Origin of the sequence: Yersinia kristensenii (assembly GCF_900460525.1) — a bacterium.
Classification (GTDB): Bacteria; Pseudomonadota; Gammaproteobacteria; order Enterobacterales; family Enterobacteriaceae; genus Yersinia; species Yersinia kristensenii.
In genome coordinates, this window is record NZ_UHIY01000001.1 from 410,779 (window position 1) to 430,524 (window position 19,746).

Below are 19,746 nucleotides of genomic sequence, written 5' to 3' on the forward strand. Positions count from 1 at the left end.
AAATCAGTAATAATCCAATTTGAAACGAACGCTAGAATGATAAGTTCCAGCACGCAGCATCTTGCCATTGCCCACTAACCGCAGGGCATAATTGAGTTTCAGATCAGCAGGGATGATATTTATTTCCGGTGATGCTACCCCTGGAGTTGAAGCAATGCCTTTATCATCAATAATTTGCATTGCTACTCCTTCGGCTTCTCCGTAAACCGCAAAATTATTACCGTCCGCAGCACCGTCAAATGTCACGGCAAAATGCTGCCGGTTCGCTTTGTCCGAATCGGAATGAACTATCGTGCAATCAAGCAAACGAATGGCAAAGGGATGGTCATCTCCAACGCCGTTCTGAACCAATTGACCGATAGGCAAAATTGCCATATCAATGGTCTGTTCCAAACTTCCCGGATCTATAGCGCAAGCAGTATCAGTAATACTTCCTTCCATACTCACGCGGCCCCAATTGGTTTTCATGGGATCTGCCATTACCGGTAGACTCAGTAATGACGCCATCAGTAAGGAAGGAGGCACTATCAAAAAAAATGACTTGGACATAAATCACCTAACTCATCCAGCACGTATCTTTTTCAAGAGAAAAAGACATGCGGAAAAATCCGCATGTCGAATTAGAAAATGATGCTTATTGGTAAGCCAGGGTGAAGTCAGCTACGCTTGAGAAGCTGCCTGGTTTGATAGCGTCAGATACAGTGCTGCCCTGCAGGTAAGCAGAGAATGCCAGGGTGTTGTTACCAGCAACCAGAGTCTGCTGTTCAGTTGCAGTACCCAGTTTGATAACAGAACCAGTACCATCAACGATTGCGATACCAGCGCCTTCAGCTACACCAGTGATACCCAACAGGCCAGCTACTGCTGCTGATTCTGCACCGCCGAAAGTGGTGGTTACAGTTTTCAGAGTGGTGGTGTCACAGTTTTCCAATTTGATTTTGAAATCATGTGCAGATGATTTGCCGCCATTCTGCAGTGCCACGTTAGAGATCTGGCCCATTTCAACAGTCTGTGCATCTGAACCTGCTGCGATTGAGCAAGGTGCATCAATGATAGAACCATTGAAAGTTACAGTACCTTGGCCTTGGTCAGCAGCGTTAGCCACAGAAGCAAAACCCAATACCATAGCTGCAGCCAAGATCGTTTTATTCAGTTTCATTACGTGATTCCTTTATACACAATTAAAGTTTTGCCCGCTGATTTACCTTAATAAAATCAAGGTAAATACCGCATCGAAGTTGTTTTAAACATAAAAATTCATGCAGTTTCTTGTTGTAAAAATACAAGAAGATAAACTGCGAACTGCTTAGAGCTATAAAGTCAACATGGAGACATTGAAGAATATCTACATCTTTAGAAAACGTTTAAATAACGATAAAGCCCTTTTTGTTCGACGCAGATAATACAAATATAACGCTCCACTTGATAGTTATTTAATTCAAACAATCAAAATTCAGAGTGTTTAACTTAATTAACTAATTTAAAACAATAATATCGATAACTTTGATCGAAAAACATTGCCCGCTCGACATATCCTACTACAAAAATGAGCAAATCGACACATTAGATCGCTAAAAGTCTATTTTACGAAATTAATGATTGCTTATTCCATTAGTCAAATTATAATCGATATTAAATCCTTATAATTTTAATGCAAAAAGCAGAAAAAGCTTAACAATAATACATTTAAACCTTGCTAATACTTTGGTTAAGTCAAAGGAAAGCGAGGTTTTTTTATATATTATACTCAGTAAGTTATTGAAATTAATGGATAATTAAAAAATGCCACCCACCATCACTTCAGATATAAAGAAAGGTATTTAACCGAGCGTTTTAATTGAATAAAATAGTTGCCCGGCTTATTAACTGAGCCTAATTGTTAAATTTTCGCGAACCCATTCTGAAGATAAAAATAAGGATTATAAAAACAATATAAAATAAATAAGAGAAAACACCGATGTCTGTATGAATAGTCTTTTAATTTGTAGGAAACGTCCTACCAATATGTGTGAAATATAAACCTGTTAGTAGGAATGTAAGAAATTAAAAATAAGACATTCTTAATAAGATAAATTGCATGAGGAATTAATCAATGAAACCTAAGGATCAACGTAAAGAAGAAGTCATGAGTATATTGGAAGAACGATGTAATGTTCTAAAGGAACAATTTACTGAATCACCTCCCCCAGTTATCAATTGGCCAAAAACAAGAGAGCTTGCTGATAAAGCACAGCTGGATATTTATACGGCAAGATTGGTATTAATGAAGTTAGTCGATGAAAATAGAGCCAAAATGTCAGAAACCAAAGTGATGAACTCACTACGCTGGTTTATTGCTCATCCGACTGAAAAATAACTGAAGTCACTCTTATTGAGCATTTATGACTCAATACACTAGATGATCGTTACCCACTAACCGCCAACACAGTTCACCAAACAGCAATCAATTGAAAATAATGAAATTATTCTTTTTTACATCGATTAAAACCACTTTTCCCACACGAAAAGTTAACCTTATTGTTTTGCTGCTCATGGTCATGACGTTTGTCTCCATGATGCACTATGAAATCAATCGAGGCGGCGCCGGGCTTCATCTTCCCCATAATATTATCATCTGGGCCATGATGGCGCTGTTAGTGATTGTGCTCTATTGGCCACAAAGTGTAGAGGCCCGCTCGGTAAACTCTCCGAGCAATCTATGGCTGTTGTTTGGTGCGCTGCTGCTGACACTTCCAGGGTTGTGGCCCGCGTCATTACAGCATATCGGGGCCTGGCTACCACGAATGCTCGGTTTGTGGGGGGGGATAATACTGCTGCTTGGGCTGTTTCGGCTGAAACTAAATCACAATGCACGACAAGCGTGGTTACTGTTAATACTGTTGTCGGCCTGGGGCCAGGCTATACTGGCTTTACTGCAATGGTTTGTTTTTACAGCAGATAACTGGATGGAATTTGATATTACCCAGCGCCCTTACGGGATGTTTCAGCAAACTAATGTGCTGGCCAGTTACCTGGCAACAGGCTATGGCATCGCGACCTACCTGTTTATGGCCTCAGGCAATCGGGTCATACGTGGCATAAGCACCCTCACGCTGCTGGTTTTCCCCGGCATATTAATGCTATTGCAATCGCGAATTGGCTGGGTTGGCGGCGTCACAACGCTATCATTGCTTTCTCTCTATTACTGGCGTCAACGAAAAATAGCCTGGTTGTGGCTATTCAGCCTGATCAGTCTGTTAGGTGCCTTTTATCTGCAGGAACAGATGAAAGTCAGCATATTGGTAGCAAAAGGAGCCAGCAACCAAGAACGCTGGTTAATGTTGGAATATACCTGGCAGATGATACAACAACGCCCATGGCTGGGCTGGGGATACGGTAACTTTGAGTCCGCCTTTGCCCGAGAGTTAGTACAGAACGGGCTAATATTTAAAGACTCGGGTTACCCTTCTCATCCGCATAATGAAGTGCTTTATGGCTGGGCAGAGGGTGGCATCGTGGCTTTGGTGGGGATGCTGGTATTAGTTGCCGGGTATATAAAACCGCTATTAATTCAACCGAAGAGGGTTTTCCCTCTCTGGGTACTCACTCTCCCAATTGCTTTGCATCTGATGACCGAGCTGCCTCTTTATCACTCTGCTGCTCACTGGCTGGTGCTGATCTTACTGGGTCGACTGATGGTACCAGAAAACATGTTAGTACCTATAGCCTCTCCCCTTCCCCAGTGGCGGCGCTGGCTACAGGGCGTTATTGTGCTATCCGCACTATGTACCCTGCTATTTATGGTGACGGGCTTCAAAACTGGTCGGATACTGACACTGAGTGAAAGGAGTGGTTTGGTTGATATGCAGCCGTTAGATAAACTGATAAATCCCTATATCCAGTGGGAAAGGTATCAATACATTCGGCATATCAATCTGTTACTGCAATTTAACCAAAATCCTGATCCTGCGTTACTGACTCAGTTCCGCGTATGGGCCGAGCGATACATTCAATTGCACAATGATCCGAATGTTTATCAAAGCCTTATTATGATTACTCAATATCAAAATGACCTCTCTCAGGCCAACCACCTGCGGGATACAGCTCACGCGCTGTTCCCCAAAAACCCTGCATTCCAGTAGCCTCCCCCCCAATAAGCTGACAGATCAATGCATAGCTCCTGAGTTTAGGGGCTAATCTGCTTTGTTTGCGAGTCGTCTCGAGTTTTTAGCTATGTCAGTTTCTGGGCTGCTGGGCTAGTATATCGGCTGGAAAAAGGACTTAACTAGAAAACATAACCGCATGAATAATACTGATAAGCTAGATTCCCATACCCCAATGATGCAGCAGTATCATCGGCTCAAGGCCCAGCACCCTGACATCTTGCTGTTTTATCGCATGGGTGATTTTTATGAACTGTTCTACAGTGACGCCAAACGCGCGTCACAGTTGCTGGATATCTCACTAACGAAACGGGGCTCTTCCGCCGGTGAACCTATTCCTATGGCCGGTGTTCCCTATCATTCAATAGAGAACTATCTGGCAAAACTGGTTCAATTGGGTGAATCAGCCGCTATCTGTGAGCAAATCGGCGACCCTGCCACCAGCAAAGGGCCAGTTGAACGTAAAGTAGTGCGTATCGTCACCCCCGGCACCGTAAGTGACGAAGCCTTGCTGCAAGAACGGCAAGATAATCTGCTGGCAGCTATCTGGCAGGATGCTCGCGGATTTGGTTATGCAACACTGGATATCAGTTCAGGCCGCTTTAGGGTTGCAGAACCCGCAGACCTTGAAACTATGGCTGCCGAGTTACAACGCACCAATCCCGCAGAGTTACTTTATCCAGAAAATTTCGAGCCCATGTCGTTGATAGAACATCGACATGGCTTACGTCGCCGCCCGTTATGGGAATTTGAGCTGGAAACAGCCAAACAGCAGCTTAATCTGCAATTTGGTACCCGCGATTTAATTGGTTTTGGGGTTGAACAATCTCATCAAGCACTGCGGGCAGCGGGTTGTTTACTGCAATATGTCAAAGATACCCAGCGCACTTCCCTGCCTCATATCCGTGGTTTAACCATGGAACGCCAGCAAGATGGCATAGTTATGGATGCCGCGACCCGCCGCAATCTTGAACTGACCCAGAATTTGTCCGGAGGAACGGAAAATACACTGGCCGCTATCCTTGATTGCAGTGTGACTGCCATGGGTAGCCGCATGCTGAAACGCTGGCTGCATATGCCAATCCGTGACACTAAGGTATTGACCGATCGCCAGCAGGCGATTGGCGGCTTGCAAAATATTACCGCTGAACTGCAAACTCCGTTGCGTCAAGTCGGAGATTTAGAACGTATTCTGGCTCGTCTGGCACTGCGAACTGCACGCCCGAGAGATTTGGCAAGAATGCGCCATGCGTTCCAGCAATTACCTGAAATTCATCGGCTATTGCAACCGCTGGATGTTCCTCATATACAAAATTTACTGTCACAAGTCGGTCAATTTGATGAATTACAAGACTTGTTGGAACGCGCCATTGTTGAAACACCGCCAGTATTGGTACGCGATGGGGGCGTGATCGCGCCGGGATACAATGCAGAATTAGACGAATGGCGGGCGCTGGCTGATGGCGCGACCGATTATCTGGATCGGTTGGAAATCCGTGAACGCGAAAAACTGGGCCTGGATACACTAAAAGTAGGTTTTAATGGCGTTCATGGCTACTTCATTCAGGTGAGTCGGGGGCAAAGCCATCTGGTACCAATTCATTATGTTCGCAGACAAACCCTGAAGAATGCCGAACGCTATATCATTCCTGAGCTAAAAGAGTATGAAGACAAAGTTCTGACCTCTAAAGGCAAAGCTTTGGCGATTGAAAAAGGTTTATACGAAGAGATTTTCGATCTGCTTTTGCCGCATCTATCCGAATTACAAATCAGTGCCAATGCGCTGGCTGAGCTGGATGTACTCGCAAATCTGGCTGAAAGAGCGGAAACACTCAACTATAACTGTCCTGTTTTGAGTGATAAACCGGGGATCAAAATTACCGGGGGCCGTCATCCAGTGGTGGAGCAGGTACTCAGCGAGCCTTTCATTTCTAACCCACTAACCTTGTCACCTCAACGGCGTATGTTGATCATTACTGGCCCGAATATGGGCGGTAAAAGTACTTATATGCGCCAAACAGCGTTGATTGTATTGCTGGCACATATGGGGAGTTATGTTCCCGCTGCTCAAGCCACCATTGGGCCAATTGATCGCATTTTCACCCGCGTCGGTGCAGCGGATGACCTGGCATCCGGTCGTTCTACCTTTATGGTCGAAATGACAGAAACAGCGAATATTCTGCATAACGCCACCGAGCAAAGTTTAGTGTTGATGGATGAAATTGGGCGCGGTACGTCGACTTATGATGGTCTTTCACTGGCCTGGGCCTGTGCGGAAAATCTGGCTAGCCGTATCAAAGCCATGACACTATTCGCGACTCATTACTTTGAGCTGACGACCCTACCAGAAAAGATGGAAGGCGTGGTCAATGTTCATCTGGATGCACTGGAACATGGCGAAACTATCGCCTTTATGCACAGTGTGCAAGATGGTGCGGCGAGTAAAAGTTACGGTTTAGCCGTTGCAGCCTTGGCCGGTGTGCCACGGGACGTGATAAAGCGCGCGCGGCAAAAACTGAAAGAACTGGAATCATTGTCAAATAATGCAGCAGCAAGCAAGATTGATGGCTCGCAACTCACATTGCTAAATGAAGAAGTCCCGCCCGCCGTCGAAGCATTAGAAGCCCTGGACCCAGATTCTCTATCGCCACGTCAGGCACTTGAATGGATTTACCGCCTGAAAAATATGGTGTAACGGCTCTTTTCAAACACACTTACCGCCTGTAACCCACCAAATAGTAAGTTACAGGCATAAAAAAACGGTGAACATCAGTTCACCGTTTTCGTGTTTTCTAGGTTACTCATGATAGTGCTTATTCACGGAACAATGCTTCGATACTCAGGCCTTGTGCTTGCAGAATTTCCCGCAAACGCCGTAATCCTTCAACCTGAATCTGACGAACACGTTCACGTGTTAAACCAATCTCACGGCCAACATCTTCCAGCGTTGCTGCTTCATACCCTAACAGACCAAAACGACGAGCCAGAACTTCGCGCTGTTTTGCATTCAATTCGAACAGCCATTTAACGATACTTTGCTTCATATCGTCATCTTGCGTGGTGTCTTCTGGGCCGTTTTCATTTTCGTCAGACAGAATATCTAACAACGCTTTCTCTGAGTCGCCGCCTAAAGGCGTATCAACAGACGTGATACGTTCGTTAAGGCGTAACATACGGCTCACGTCATCGACCGGTCTGTCGAGTTGCTCAGCAATCTCTTCCGCACTCGGTTCATGATCTAATTTATGAGAAAGCTCTCGCGCTGTACGCAAATAAACGTTTAATTCTTTAACGATATGGATAGGCAAACGGATAGTACGGGTTTGGTTCATTATTGCCCGTTCAATCGTCTGACGTATCCACCAAGTGGCATAAGTGGAGAAACGGAAACCGCGTTCAGGGTCAAATTTTTCCACTGCACGGATCAGGCCGAGGTTACCCTCTTCAATCAAATCCAGCAGCGCTAAACCGCGATTACTGTAACGGCGGGCGATCTTCACCACCAACCGCAAGTTACTTTCGATCATGCGCCGGCGTGAAGACACATCTCCGCGCAATGCACGCCGGGCAAAATAAACCTCTTCTTCTGCGGTCAATAACGGTGAATAACCAATCTCACCAAGATAGAGCTGCGTTGCATCCAGTACTCGCTGGGTAACACCTTGCGCCAACAGCTCATCTTCTGCTAACTCGCTTTCAGTAGGTTCATCTTCTACTAATGCTTTTTCGTCGAAAATTTCAGTTTCCGTACTGTTTTCATCAAAATCAGCATCTTCATGCAACTCGTTAACTTTCAGCGTATTTTGGCTCATATGCTGCTCCTACCCGTGAATCCGGCGAGCAGAATACAGCGTATTCTGCCCAGTCTATCGCTGCGGAAGGTAACGCAGCGGGTTTACGGATTTCCCCTTGTAACGAATTTCAAAGTGCAATCTTACTGAACTGGTTCCGGTGCTACCCATGGTTGCTATTTTTTGACCCGCCTTCACTTCTTCTTGTTCCCGGACCAGCATTGTATCGTTATGAGCGTAGGCGCTCAGGTAATCATCATTGTGTTTGATGATGATTAGATTACCGTAACCACGCAGTGCGTTCCCGGCATACACAACTCGCCCATTTGCTGTAGCGAAGATAGGTTGCCCACGAGAACCGGCGATATCAATCCCTTTATTTCCCCCTTCGGAAGCAGAGAAACTATCGATCGTTTTACCTTCAGTTGGCCATTTCCAGTTACTCACTGGGCCACCATTGCTGGTAGGGTCACTGATTGGACTGCTCGGTGCGATAACAGGTGCGGTTGTAGCGACAACTGCCCCTGACGCTGGCAACATTTTGCCAACATTCTGTTTACCCGAGTTTTCAGAATACGCGCTAGTTGCTTGAGAATCAACCGTTGTAGTTGTGTTCTGAATATTTGCAGGCGGTTTTGAGATTCCGCCTGATGTCGCATCAGTCGCGGCTAACATTCCACCACTAGAACCATTACCCAACTGAATAGATTGCCCCACATTCAGGCTATAAGGCTCTGCAATATTATTTCTTGCGGCCAGATCACGGAAATCATTCCCCGTTATCCAGGCAATGTAAAACAGAGTGTCACCACGTTTAACGGTATAAGTATTACCGCTGTAGCTTCCTTTGGGGATATTGTCGTAACTACGGTTATAAACGATACGCTCGCCCGAACTATTGGTGTCCGAACCACTTAGCATGGTACCAGAGCGATCACCACCGACACTGCTGATTGGCGCAGATGTTGTATTATCATTGCTGCAACCAACCAACCATAAACTCATAACCGTACATGCCGCTACCCGGCGTAATGTAATCATTGGGCTTCCCGTGCTCATGCTTCCCCCATGACAGCAATAATTATAGATGCGCGCATGCTATCAATAGCGCCCCTGCCATACCATAAAATTTATGTTACTGATTTTTGTGCCATCTTTAGCACAAAAAAACTGAACTTCAACTTTAGTCAAAGATTAAGACTGAAATAATGACACTTTTTCAGGCCAACTCCCCTTTAACTAAAGGAACAAAACGCACAGCTTCTACCGTCTCAACCTGGAACTCATTATTACGACGCTGCACATATTTCAATGTTTGAGCCTGTTCACCCACAGGCAGAACCAGTATCCCGCCCTCGTCCAATTGCTCAAGTAAAGCATTCGGTATTTCTGGCGGGGCGGCGGTTACAATGATCGCATCAAATGGCCCGCGTGATGCCCAACCTAGCCAACCATCACCATGACGGGTAGAGACATTATGCAGATCCAGCTGTTTCAGGCGACGTTTTGCCTGCCACTGTAACCCTTTGATTCGTTCGACTGAGCATACATGTTCGACCAAATGCGCCAAAATAGCGGTTTGATAACCCGACCCTGTTCCTATCTCTAATACGCGCGAAGTGGGTGTCAATTGCAACAACTCCGTCATACGCGCCACCATATAAGGCTGAGAAATAGTTTGCCCAGAACCTATAGGCAATGCTGTATTCTCATAGGCTTTATGGGCCAGTGCCTCATCAACAAAACGCTCGCGCGGCACCGCTTCGATCGCCTGTAACAAGCGCTCGTCCTGAATACCTTGCTGACGTAACAGCATCAACAATGTTTGCATGCGTTTATTTACCATTCCCCGTCAACCTCAGCATTGGCTAACCAGTTTTCAACCACGTTTTGAGCCCCATAGGCGGTTAAATCAACCTGCAACGGCGTGATAGACACATAGCCTTGTTCAACGGCTGCAAAATCAGTGTCTTCCGCCACATCAAACTTTTCCCCCGGAGGCCCAATCCAATAGAGATCTTGCCCACGCGGGTCTTGTTGACAAAATACCTGCTCTGCTGGATGGCGGCTACCACAACGTGTTACCCGAATCCCTTTGATTTCAGATAAGGGTAAATCAGGTACATTAATATTCAGTATCTTGCCCGTATGCAACGGTTTATGTTGTAACGCGCGCAAGATACGGCATGTGACCGCCGCCGCCGTTGCATAGTGCTGATGCCCATTAAGTGAAACTGCCAAAGCAGGGAAACCCAAATGTCGCCCTTCCATCGCTGCCGCCACAGTACCGGAGTAGATAACATCGTCCCCCAGATTAGGGCCAGCATTGATGCCAGAAACCACAATATCTGGCCGGGGTCGCATTAATGCATTGACCCCAAGATAGACGCAATCGGTCGGCGTTCCTTGCTGTACTGCAATGTCGCCATTAGATAAGGTGGTAATGCGCAAGGCGCTATCTAGCGTCAAGGCATTGGAGGAGCCGCTGCGATTACGATCGGGTGCTACGATTTGTACCAGCGCAAACTCCCGCAATGCGGCTGCCAACGTCTGTATGCCCGGCGCAGTAATACCGTCATCGTTACTCAGCAATATCCGCAGCATCGGCATTATCCTGATTCATGATTTCCCGCACCACACTGGTGGCAAAGCTGCCAGCGGGTAACCAGAAGTTGAGTTCCAGAGTGACCTCATCCCACCAGTTCCACGTCATATTTTGCGGTTTTAATAAGATTGCCCGACGTGCACCTTCAACACGTTCGCGCTTAATCAGTGCCAGTAACTCGGTTTGATCCGCTAAACTGGCTTGCTCGAAAGCTAATGCCGCGCCCTGAGTGCCCAGCTCGCCATCACCCGGCAACGGAGCGGTCACATTCAATTCCCCCGCATCAACCCGCTGTTGTAACAAGGGCAATTCATCAGCCCCGGCCACAAACCAACTGCCGCGACCCGATAGCTGCAAGGCATCACCTTCCAGTACCGTCGTGGCTTGCTGTTGAGCTAAACGATTACTGCTAATCAGGTTGAACATAGCACTGCGGCTGGCGGATAAGTAAAAGCTGCGCTTGCTGCGCTCTTTAACCCGAATTTCATTGTTCGCCCACAAGCGCGCCTGCACCAGATTATTGCCACCACGACCAAAACGCTGGCTACCAAAATAGTTCGGTACACCATGCACGGCAATCTGCTGCAATCGCTGTTCGACGTCCTGATTATCAGTGATGTGGCGCAACACCAAAGTAAAAGCATTGCCTTTCAGTGAACCAATACGCAGTTTTCTTTTCTGGCGCACAGACTCCAGCACTTCACAACCTTCTAACTCGAAAGTAGCAAGATCCGGTGCTTCTTTGCCCGGTAAGTGTAAACAGAACCACTGCTCGGTAACGGCGTGGCGATCTTTCAAGCCCGCATAGCTCACCAGCCGCGGGTGAATCTTGGCGAAACGCGCCAGATAATCCGCGACAAATTGGGTGTTACAGCCATTTTTGCGGATACGAACCAATAGATGCTCGCCTTCGCCATCCGGCTCAAATCCCAAGTCTTCGACTACCACGAAATCTTCCGGATTGGCTTTTAAAACACCATTCGCCTTGGGTTTACCGTGCAGCCAGGTTAGATTGTCCATATCCATCAGTTATGCCTTAAACCTGTTCAACCTTAATTAATAGCGCCACCGCTTCACATGCAATGCCTTCCCCACGGCCAGTAAAACCAAGCTGCTCAGTGGTGGTGGCTTTTACATTGATATCATCCATATGACATTGTAGGTCTTCTGCCAAATGAACGCGCATTTGTGGGATATGGGGGGCCATTTTAGGGGCTTGGGCGATAATCGTAATATCCAGATTACCCAGTTTGTACCCCTTGGCGAGAATGCGGCGGTATGCTTCACGCAATAAAGCGCGGCTGTCAGCACCTTTAAAGGCTGGATCCGTGTCAGGGAATAATTTGCCGATATCACCTAACGCGGCCGCCCCCAGTAATGCATCGGTGGCAGAGTGTAATGCAACATCGCCATCTGAATGTGCCAACAAGCCCTTTTCGTAAGGGATACGCACACCACCAATAATCAATGGGCCGCTGCCATTTTCACCAAATTTATGCACATCGAAACCATGGCCAATTCGCATTAATTGCACTCCAATGAATTTTGGGATTGCCGTTGGGTTAAATAAAACTCTGCCAGCGCCAGATCCTCTGGGCGCGTCACCTTGATATTATCCGAACGCCCTGAAATCAGTATCGGATGATAACCGCAATGCTCTAGAGCTGAAGCTTCATCAGTCACCACCGCACCATCTTGTAGGGCACGGGATAAGCACATTTTTAATAACTCAAACGGGAAAAGTTGTGGTGTCAGGGCATGCCACAGTGCTTGACGATCAACAGTATGGGCAATAGCTTGCACACCTGGTTCACTGCGCTTCATGGTGTCTCGAACCGGCGCCGCCAGAATGCCACCGACCTTGCTGTGCTCAGTAATTGCCAGCAGTTTTTCAAGATCGTTTGGGTGCAAACAAGGACGCGCTGCATCATGAACCAGTGCCCATTCGGCCTGCCCGGCCTGCTGCAAACCCGCCATCACAGAATCAGCCCGCTCATCACCGCCATGAACAATACTGATGCGGGGATCCTCGGCGATAGATAACCTGGAGAATTGCGTGTCTTGCGGATGTATCACGACAATAATCCGCTGAATTCGAGGGTGACTCAGCAAAGAAAAAATAGCATGTTCAATAATTGTCTTGCCCCCCACAATTAAATATTGTTTAGGGCAATCAGCCTGCATGCGGCTGCCAATACCCGCCGCCGGCACTATCGCAATAACTTCAGGTGCGGCGACTTCAGAAAGGGAAACGGCGAAATTACTCATTATTTATTGTTGTGCGTTATTTTGCGTCGAAGGGAGACTCGCATTACGTCTGGATTGGTCAGGAACCAGACGATAGAAACTTTCGCCGGGTTTAATCATACCCAGTTCGTTACGTGCGCGTTCTTCGATAGCCTCTTGACCACCGTTTAAATCATCGATTTCAGCGAATAGCTGATCGTTTCGAGCTTTAAGTTTGCCGTTATTGACCTCTTGGAGCGCCACGTCATCCTTAACCCGAACTAAATCATGAACACCATTCTTGCCCAACCACAATGAATACTGTAGCCAGCCAAGTAAAATCAGCAATAGTAGCGTAAGTTTTCCCATTTCCGCCCCCTGAAAAACTGCCTATACCGTAAATAATTCGAGTTGCAGGAAAGCAGCAACTGAGCGACAAATTGGTTGTAAACCAATTTGAACAGCGCAGCCTCTAATGAGGCCCATAATCCTCAGGAGCTTACACAAGTAAGTGACTGGAGTGAACGAAGACAGCCAACACACATGCAACTTGAAGTATGACGGGTATAATCATCCCACAACTTTTCGTCGGACTCCACTCTGTGACGGAAATAGGCCACAAGGCGCAGATTAAGGACGATTTCCGGCAAAAATACCACGTAACTCGACAAAATGTCATTAAATGCTAATTTCCTGCCCTCTTTCACCTCGCTATTGTCGATTAATCACGCAACAACATCACACAGAGATAAACACTGGAAAAGTTGTTTTTTCCATTAGCTTATGCCAGTCATTAAATCAAATATGCATATTTAATATCGCCATAAATAAATAACTCCCGTCACAGTTGAGTTTGTAGTTATAAAAGTTTATTTTTATGCACTCAAACTGCATAAATAAAAAAATCATACTTTCATTCATCTGTACCTTTTAACCGGGAGATTCACATGTTTAAACGTTTAATGTTGGTCGGGACTTACTTGGCAGCCGTGTTGTCTGCGGGTACGGCTATGGCCGTCGAACCCACTTACGTGGTCGGTTCCGGCGGTACTTATCGCCCATTCGAATATGAAAACAGCCAAAAACAGCTGGAAGGTTTTGATATCGATATCATTAAAGCTATCGGTAAAGCTGAAGGTTTTCAGGTCAAATTGGTGAATACGCCGTGGGAAGGTATTTTTGCCACTTTAGGTTCTGGTGATCGCGACATCATTATTTCCGGTATCACGATTACAGATAAACGTAAGCAAATGGTTGATTTCTCTGATCCTTACTTCCCAGCAGAACAAACCATTGTGGTCCCTAAAGGCTCTAAAGTGGATTCTATTGCCGCATTGAAAAACCTGAATGTTGGCGTGGTGAATTCCAGCACTGGGGATATCGTAGTTTCAGATGTATTGGGCAAAAATAGTACCGCAATCAAGCGTTTTGATAATACCCCGCTGATGCTGCAAGAGTTATATGAAGATGGTATCGCCGCCGCAGTTGGTGATGTGGGTGTTGCCAAGTTCTACCTGAAAACCCACCCAGATAAAGCCTTTGAACTGGTGGCTGATGATAAATTTGAGCGCCAATACTTCGGCATCGCGGTAGCGAAAGGTAACGAAGAATTGCGCAGCAAAATCAATAGCGGCCTGCAAAAAATCGTGGCTGACGGCACTTACGCCAAAATTTATGAAAAATGGTTTGATGCTCAGGTTCCTACTCTGCCTACAGCAACACCGCCTACAAAATAAATGTCATCCTATTTTAGCCGCCGTGTAACTGCGGTGGCATTCGTTTTACTTCACTGACCAGGTTGTTTGTCTTATGTCGGGATTTCGTTGGGAAATCATTCAGGAATACGCCCCACTGTTTATGGACGGCGCCTGGATGACAATAAAGTGCACCATTATTTGTGTGATTTTGGGGACGACCTGGGGATTAACACTCGGTCTGGGGCGGTTAGCGCAAGCACCTCATGGTATCTGGAAGCCAATACTGTATTACTTTGTTCAATGGCCGGTACGTATCTATATTAGTGCCATTCGTGGGACACCGCTCTTTGTACAGATAATGGTGGTGCATTTTGCCCTGGTGCCGCTGTTTATCAACCCGCGGGATGGCATTCTGGTCACCAATGGCATTATGTCCTCTGATTTTGCCAGAATGCTGCGTTCTGATTACGGCGCGTTTTTATCTTGTATCGTGGCTATCACATTGAACGCCGGGGCTTATGTCTCTGAGATTTTCCGCGCGGGTATTCAATCCATTGATCGCGGCCAAATGGAAGCTTCCCGCTCACTGGGTATGAGCTACGGCAAAACCATGCGCAAGGTTATCCTACCGCAGGCTTTCCGCCGCATGTTACCGCCGCTGGGCAACAACGCCATTGCGATTGTGAAAGATTCATCACTGGCCTCCGCCATCGGGCTGGCTGACTTAGCCTATGCTGCGCGCACCGTTTCCGGGGCCTATGCCACTTATTGGGAACCCTACCTGGTCATTTCGGTGGTTTATTGGGTTATTACATTCATACTTTCGCTGTTAGTCCGGCATATGGAAACGAGGTTCGGTAAAAGTGATTCACGTACATAACCTGCAAAAACAATTTGGCGAAACCCATGTGCTACGGGGGATTTCATGCGAAATTCAGCCAAAAGAAGTCGTCTGCATCATTGGCCCCTCTGGCTCCGGGAAAAGTACCTTTTTGCGCTGTATTAATGCACTGGAAACCTTGTCCGGTGGTGAAATCACCGTGAATGGTTTTGAGATCCACAACCCCAAAACCGATCTCAATCGTATGCGCGAAAGTGTCGGGATGGTATTCCAGCGCTTTAATCTGTTCCCGCATATGACGGTGCTGGAAAACCTGATTATGGCCCCCATGGATGTCAAAAAACTGTCCCGCACACAAGCTATTGAACGGGCTGAATTATTGCTGCGTAAAGTCGGTTTACTGGACAAAATTGATGCTTATCCCAGCAGCTTGTCTGGTGGGCAACAGCAGCGGGTAGCGATTGCCAGAGCTTTGGCGATGGAGCCGAAAATCATGTTGTTTGACGAGCCTACCTCAGCGCTCGACCCGGAACTGGTGGGCGAAGTGCTGGCGGTGATGAAAGCATTAGCTCTGGAGGGGATGACCATGGTGGTAGTGACCCATGAAATGGGCTTTGCCCGTGATGTTGCTGATCGAGTATTGTTTATTGATCAAGGGGTTATTCAGGAAGAAGGCAAACCGGAAGAGATCTTTACTGCGCCAAGCAACCCGCGTACGCAGGCGTTTCTTAGCAAGGTACTTTCTGCGCAAGGATAAGCGGTAACAGATTGAATTTGTAATAAATTGAAGCGGGCTATCCCTGGGGCAAACCTAACAGCCCGCTGATTTAGCCCTCACCAACCGGTGAGGAATGTAAATAACATCCAGAATAAACACACCACCGCAATCCCTGCCCCACCCACGGTGATAAGCACATTACCGCGCGATAGCATACTCAGCGTAATGCCAATCAGCACAGAAACGGGCATCAAAGCCAAAAAAAACGGCCAAGTGTAGAGCAAGAAAAAGACGGTATTGGGGCCGTAGACAAAGAAGGGGATCGCGAACGCCAGCCAATAGAAGACAAAGCCTGTAACGCCACCGAGAAAGGAGTAAGACGGCTCCTCCCGTTCCCGTTGTTCGTCGATAGTAATCTGGGTGATATTGAGCATATAAATCCTGTGGGTACAGTTTACCACCGGCACACTCTGAGGGTGTTTTACCAGCAGCTATAAGTATCTATACCCAAAGTCATTGGTGTGACAGGTAGACAGCAAGCGGATTCACCCCGATGAGCTGACTCAAGTCAGTGATCCGGGTGAGTGCGCACAGCTAACAACACTGTAGCTTCAAGAGCAAAGGGTATATCAGGATTTGATAATAGCTCGACCACGCAGTACGTCTAACAATTGTTCAATCAAATTTGTTACTAATTGTTCACCTTGCAAATGAGTATCAGGATGCTCGGGGGATTCATAAACAGAGTCGATTCCGGTGAAATTTTTCAGCTCTCCGGCACGGGCTTTTTTATACAATCCTTTTGGGTCACGGGCTTCGCAAATCGCCAATGGCGTATCCACAAACACCTCAACAAACTGGCCTGATGCCAGCATATCTCGCACCATTTGGCGTTCAGCCCGATGAGGGGAGATAAACGCCGTTAGCACCACCAGACCCGCATCCACCATTAATTTAGCCACTTCCCCAACCCGGCGGATATTCTCGCGCCGGTCACTATCAGAGAAGCCCAAATCACGACATAAACCGTGGCGTACATTATCGCCATCAAGTAAGTAAGTGCTAACACCGCGGGCAAACAGCGCCTGCTCCAGTGCGCCCGCCAAGGTAGATTTTCCTGAGCCCGACAAGCCGGTGAACCACAGCACCACCCCCTGATGTCCATGCTGTTGCTCGCGATCTTCTCGAGTCACAGCATGAGGATGCCAGACAACATTTTCATCGGCGGGCGCACCTACCCATTCATTGACGCCCACATGATTAGTCTGATCGGCATGCACGTTATTTCCCCCCTAACAGGTCACGCGCACCCCAGTGTGGGAAGTGGCGACGAACCAGTGCATTCAGTTCCAACTCAAATGAACTGAATTCAGTATTTTCTTGATAAACCGATTCCAACGTTTCACGGATCAACCCTGCGCCGACAGTGACATTACTCAGCCGGTCAATAAAGATCAGGCCGCCGGTGTCCCGATTACGCTGATAGCTGTCCAGCACCAACGGCTCATCGAACGCCAATTCAACCAAACCAATGCCATTCAGCGGCAAGCTTTCAACCACTCGCTGGGTCAGCGAGTTGATCTCGACCTGATATTGAATATTTTCAACCCGCGCACGGGTCTTTTTCCCAGCGATTTTGATGTCATAACTTTGCCCGGCCACCAGCGGTTGTTCCGCCATCCACACCACATCCACCAGCGCATTTTGCGCCGCTTTTAGGGTTTCACTGGCATCAACCAATAAATCACCACGGCTGATATCTACTTCATCCGTCAACACCAGCGTAATGGCTTCACCGGGAGTGGCCTGGGTCAAGTCGCCATCAAAAGTGACAATGCGCGCAATGGTGGATTCCACGCCAGAGGGCAGCACTTTTATTTTTTGTCCGACACGTACGATACCGGCAGATAAGGTGCCGGCATAACCGCGGAAATCCAGATTTGGCCGGTTCACATATTGCACCGGGAAACGCAGCGGCTGCTGGCGACTGGCATTCACCACATCAACACTTTCCAGCACTTCAAGCAGCGTCGGGCCAGAATACCAATTCATTTTCTCACTTGGCGAGGCCACATTATCGCCATCCAGCGCCGATAACGGGACAAATTTAATATCTAAATCAGTGGGTAACTGCTGAGAAAAACTCAGGTAATCTGCTTTAAACTGCTCGAAAACGCTTTCCTGATAATCGACCAAATCCATCTTATTCACCGCCACCACCAAATGGCGGATACCCAATAACGTGGCGATAAAGCTGTGGCGGCGAGTTTGGTCCAATACCCCTTTACGGGTATCAATTAACAAAATCGCCAAATCACAGGTCGAAGCGCCGGTCGCCATATTTCGCGTGTATTGCTCATGCCCGGGGGTATCAGCAATGATAAATTTGCGTTTCTCAGTCGAGAAGTAGCGGTAGGCCACATCAATAGTAATGCCCTGCTCACGTTCGGCCTGCAAACCGTCTACCAGCAAAGCCAAATCCAGTTTTTCACCCTGCGTACCAATACGCTTACTATCTGTGTGCAGCGTAGTGAGCTGATCTTCGTAGATCTGGCGGGTATCGTGCAGTAAACGGCCAATTAGCGTGCTTTTACCATCATCGACACTGCCGCAAGTCAGAAAACGCAGCATGGTTTTGTGTTGCTGGGCATGCAGATAAGCTTCTACCCCACCTTCATTAGCAATTTGCTGGGCGATAGAAGTATTGTTTAAAATCATCGAGTTAATTTCTAAATTCGGCTGATTTTCTGCTATCGATGGATCTTGAAATAGTGATTTATCTTGAAATTTTGTGCTCATCGGGCGCTCCTCAGAAATATCCCTGACGCTTTTTAAGCTCCATGGAGCCGGATTGATCGCGGTCGATCATGCGACCCTGACGTTCACTGGTGGTCGAGATAAGCATCTCTTCGATAATAGCGGGCAAGGTTTCCGCCTCAGACTCCACCGCGCCCGTCAGTGGCCAACAGCCCAAGGTACGAAAACGCACCATCTTCTGCGTGATAACTTCGCCCGGCTGCAAATCAATGCGATCGTCGTCCACCATCAACAGCATCCCGTCGCGCTCCACCACTGGGCGGGGCTTTGCCAAATACAACGGCACAATGTCGATTTTTTCCAAGAAGATATATTGCCAAATATCCAGCTCAGTCCAGTTGGACAGCGGGAAGACGCGGATACTTTCGCCTTTGTTAATCTGGCCGTTATAGTTGTGCCACAGTTCTGGGCGCTGATTTTTTGGGTCCCAACGATGAAAGCGGTCGCGGAACGAATAAATACGCTCTTTGGCGCGGGATTTCTCTTCATCCCGCCGCGCGCCACCGAAAGCAGCATCAAAACCGTATTTGTTCAGCGCCTGCTTCAAACCTTCGGTTTTCATGATATCGGTATGTTTGGCGCTGCCATGAACAAAGGGATTAATCCCCATTGCTACCCCTTCCGGATTACGATGCACCAGTAACTCACAGCCGAAAGCTTTGGCCGTGTGGTCACGGAACTCGTACATTTCACGGAATTTCCAGCCGGTATCCACATGCAATAATGGGAAAGGCAAATGACCGGGGAAGAAAGCTTTGCGCGCTAAATGCAGCATCACAGAAGAGTCTTTGCCGATGGAGTAGAGCATCACCGGGTTACCGAATTCGGCGGCCACTTCACGGATGATATGGATACTCTCCGCCTCCAATTGCCGCAAATGAGTGAGTCGTTTTTCGTCCATAACAGATC

Annotated in this window: 20 protein-coding genes; 6 read left to right on the forward strand and 14 right to left on the reverse strand. The window is 47.4% G+C overall.

All coding sequences use genetic code 11. From position 1 onward, the window contains the following. Window positions 1-3: 3 nt before the first annotated feature. A complete protein-coding gene (locus DX162_RS01995) occupies window positions 4-507 on the reverse strand; it encodes a fimbrial protein (RefSeq protein WP_004389121.1) in 504 nt (167 codons plus the stop codon). A 127-nt stretch (window positions 508-634) separates the two neighbouring features. Then, window positions 635-1,159, reverse strand: a complete 525-nt coding sequence (locus tag DX162_RS02000; RefSeq protein ID WP_004389120.1) for a fimbrial protein — start codon at window positions 1,157-1,159, stop codon at window positions 635-637. Window positions 1,160-2,092: 933 nt separating this feature from the next. On the opposite strand from DX162_RS02000, the gene DX162_RS02005 reads away from it, so the two are divergent. From DX162_RS02005 to mutS, 3 genes are all read left to right on the forward strand, one after another. After that, window positions 2,093-2,356, forward strand: a complete 264-nt coding sequence (locus tag DX162_RS02005) for a hypothetical protein (protein WP_004389119.1) — start codon at window positions 2,093-2,095, stop codon at window positions 2,354-2,356. Window positions 2,357-2,531: 175 nt separating this feature from the next. Further along, entirely contained in the window at window positions 2,532-4,121 is a 1,590-nt protein-coding gene (locus DX162_RS02010) for a PglL family O-oligosaccharyltransferase (RefSeq protein ID WP_276329931.1), read from the forward strand. A 160-nt stretch (window positions 4,122-4,281) separates the two neighbouring features. Then, window positions 4,282-6,837 (forward strand): DNA mismatch repair protein MutS, encoded by a 2,556-nt coding sequence (mutS, locus tag DX162_RS02015; protein ID WP_004389117.1) that lies wholly within the window; start codon window positions 4,282-4,284, stop codon window positions 6,835-6,837. 118 nt (window positions 6,838-6,955) lie between these two features. Here the strand turns inward: mutS and rpoS are convergent, their stop codons facing one another. The 8 genes from rpoS to ftsB all read right to left on the reverse strand — a co-directional run bounded on the left by rpoS (window position 6,956) and on the right by ftsB (window position 13,133). Beyond that, a complete protein-coding gene (gene rpoS, locus DX162_RS02020) occupies window positions 6,956-7,954 on the reverse strand; it encodes an RNA polymerase sigma factor RpoS (protein ID WP_004389116.1) in 999 nt (332 codons plus the stop codon). 54 nt (window positions 7,955-8,008) lie between these two features. Next, on the reverse strand, window positions 8,009-8,974 hold the full coding sequence (nlpD, locus tag DX162_RS02025; protein ID WP_004389115.1) for a murein hydrolase activator NlpD: 966 nt from the start codon (window positions 8,972-8,974) through the stop codon (window positions 8,009-8,011). Between the two features lie 178 nt (window positions 8,975-9,152). Continuing rightward, on the reverse strand, window positions 9,153-9,779 hold the full coding sequence (locus DX162_RS02030; protein ID WP_032819192.1) for a protein-L-isoaspartate(D-aspartate) O-methyltransferase: 627 nt from the start codon (window positions 9,777-9,779) through the stop codon (window positions 9,153-9,155). Then, window positions 9,773-10,537: a 5'/3'-nucleotidase SurE gene (gene surE / locus DX162_RS02035; protein ID WP_032819190.1), complete on the reverse strand. Its 765-nt coding sequence runs from the start codon at window positions 10,535-10,537 to the stop codon at window positions 9,773-9,775. The genes DX162_RS02030 and surE overlap by 7 nt, the downstream gene beginning before the upstream one ends. After that, window positions 10,515-11,564, reverse strand: a complete 1,050-nt coding sequence (gene truD / locus DX162_RS02040; protein WP_004389112.1) for a tRNA pseudouridine(13) synthase TruD — start codon at window positions 11,562-11,564, stop codon at window positions 10,515-10,517. The genes surE and truD overlap by 23 nt, the downstream gene beginning before the upstream one ends. Before the next feature lie 10 nt (window positions 11,565-11,574). Then, window positions 11,575-12,063 (reverse strand): 2-C-methyl-D-erythritol 2,4-cyclodiphosphate synthase, encoded by a 489-nt coding sequence (gene ispF / locus DX162_RS02045; protein ID WP_032819188.1) that lies wholly within the window; start codon window positions 12,061-12,063, stop codon window positions 11,575-11,577. Then, window positions 12,063-12,806 (reverse strand): 2-C-methyl-D-erythritol 4-phosphate cytidylyltransferase, encoded by a 744-nt coding sequence (gene ispD, locus DX162_RS02050; protein ID WP_004389111.1) that lies wholly within the window; start codon window positions 12,804-12,806, stop codon window positions 12,063-12,065. Before ispD ends, ispF begins: the two co-directional genes overlap by 1 nt. Window positions 12,807-12,809: 3 nt before the next feature. Next, a complete protein-coding gene (gene ftsB, locus DX162_RS02055) occupies window positions 12,810-13,133 on the reverse strand; it encodes a cell division protein FtsB (RefSeq protein WP_032819186.1) in 324 nt (107 codons plus the stop codon). A 578-nt stretch (window positions 13,134-13,711) separates the two neighbouring features. Between ftsB and DX162_RS02065 the strand changes: the two genes are divergently transcribed. From DX162_RS02065 to DX162_RS02075, 3 genes are all read left to right on the forward strand, one after another. Beyond that, window positions 13,712-14,500 (forward strand): basic amino acid ABC transporter substrate-binding protein, encoded by a 789-nt coding sequence (locus tag DX162_RS02065; protein WP_004389105.1) that lies wholly within the window; start codon window positions 13,712-13,714, stop codon window positions 14,498-14,500. Window positions 14,501-14,573: 73 nt separating this feature from the next. Beyond that, window positions 14,574-15,341, forward strand: coding sequence for an amino acid ABC transporter permease (locus tag DX162_RS02070; RefSeq protein WP_004389104.1), 768 nt, complete (start codon window positions 14,574-14,576; stop codon window positions 15,339-15,341). Then, window positions 15,325-16,059 carry an amino acid ABC transporter ATP-binding protein gene (locus tag DX162_RS02075; RefSeq protein ID WP_032819185.1) on the forward strand — a complete coding sequence of 245 codons (735 nt, stop codon included), beginning with the start codon at window positions 15,325-15,327 and terminating at the stop codon, window positions 16,057-16,059. Before DX162_RS02070 ends, DX162_RS02075 begins: the two co-directional genes overlap by 17 nt. A gap of 77 nt (window positions 16,060-16,136) precedes the next feature. Here the strand turns inward: DX162_RS02075 and DX162_RS02080 are convergent, their stop codons facing one another. The 4 genes from DX162_RS02080 to cysD form a co-directional block, all read right to left on the reverse strand. Beyond that, complete coding sequence (locus tag DX162_RS02080) at window positions 16,137-16,454, reverse strand: DUF3561 family protein (protein ID WP_004389102.1); 318 nt, start codon at window positions 16,452-16,454, stop codon at window positions 16,137-16,139. Between the two features lie 195 nt (window positions 16,455-16,649). Then, window positions 16,650-17,300 carry an adenylyl-sulfate kinase gene (cysC, locus tag DX162_RS02085; protein ID WP_004389101.1) on the reverse strand — a complete coding sequence of 217 codons (651 nt, stop codon included), beginning with the start codon at window positions 17,298-17,300 and terminating at the stop codon, window positions 16,650-16,652. A 1-nt stretch (window position 17,301) separates the two neighbouring features. Continuing rightward, window positions 17,302-18,819: a sulfate adenylyltransferase subunit CysN gene (gene cysN, locus DX162_RS02090; RefSeq protein ID WP_004389100.1), complete on the reverse strand. Its 1,518-nt coding sequence runs from the start codon at window positions 18,817-18,819 to the stop codon at window positions 17,302-17,304. Between the two features lie 10 nt (window positions 18,820-18,829). Further along, window positions 18,830-19,738, reverse strand: a complete 909-nt coding sequence (gene cysD / locus DX162_RS02095) for a sulfate adenylyltransferase subunit CysD (RefSeq protein ID WP_004389099.1) — start codon at window positions 19,736-19,738, stop codon at window positions 18,830-18,832. Between the last annotated feature and the right edge of the window lie 8 nt (window positions 19,739-19,746).